Origin of the sequence: Photobacterium pectinilyticum, from assembly GCF_024357955.1 — a bacterium.
In the GTDB taxonomy this organism is placed as follows: domain Bacteria; phylum Pseudomonadota; class Gammaproteobacteria; order Enterobacterales; family Vibrionaceae; genus Photobacterium; species Photobacterium pectinilyticum.
Genome location: NZ_JANEYT010000196.1, coordinates 1 through 653, shown reverse-complemented (window position 1 = coordinate 653; position 653 = coordinate 1). Strand labels below are relative to the sequence as shown.

At 45.5% G+C, this 653-nt stretch carries 3 tRNA genes; all 3 read right to left on the bottom strand.

Features of this window, described 5'->3' with window-relative positions:
- Positions 1-245: 245 nt before the first annotated feature.
- The 3 genes from NHN17_RS25880 to NHN17_RS25870 all read right to left on the bottom strand — a co-directional run bounded on the left by NHN17_RS25880 (position 246) and on the right by NHN17_RS25870 (position 505).
- Positions 246-321 (bottom strand) — tRNA-Val (locus NHN17_RS25880).
- Between the two features lie 31 nt (positions 322-352).
- Positions 353-428: transfer RNA gene (locus NHN17_RS25875), tRNA-Lys, on the bottom strand.
- 1 nt (position 429) lies between these two features.
- A tRNA-Glu gene (locus tag NHN17_RS25870) sits at positions 430-505 on the bottom strand.
- Positions 506-653 lie beyond the last annotated feature (148 nt).

Sequence of the window (653 nt, the reverse complement as noted above, 5' to 3'; positions counted from 1 at the left end):
AGTGAAGACAAAAAACACAAGACACTTGAATGTGTGTTGCTTGAGAACTCGTTCCTACTTATTAAGTAGAAACTATTAGTTATTGAATTCGAAAATTCAATTTACTAGTCAGCTTTCCAGATTGTTAAAGAGCATGTGTTTCTATCTAAAGAACCACTTTCTAATGATTTTCAGCGGCAAAAAACGGACCCAATAAAGATAACCTTTATTGAATCTGCGTATCCGTGCAGAAAATACTTAGAGAGTGGTGGGCGATACCGGGCTCGAACCAGTGACCCCCTCCTTGTAAGGGAGGTGCTCTCCCAACTGAGCTAATCGCCCACGATAGTTTTAATTCCTTCGTGAGAAAGAATGGTGGGTCGTGCAGGATTCGAACCTGCGACCAATTGATTAAAAGTCAACTGCTCTACCAACTGAGCTAACGACCCGTGGCGTCCCATAGGGGAGTCGAACCCCTGTTACCGCCGTGAAAGGGCGGTGTCCTAGGCCTCTAGACGAATGGGACTAAGTGTTTGGTTAATGTGTTGGGCACACTAACGAGGATAGCCAACGCTACCCTTGCTCTCTTACATTTCGACCAAGCAATCTGTGTGGACACTGCATAAAACGCAGTCATATCGTTAAGGAGGTGATCCAGCCCCAGGTTCCCCTAG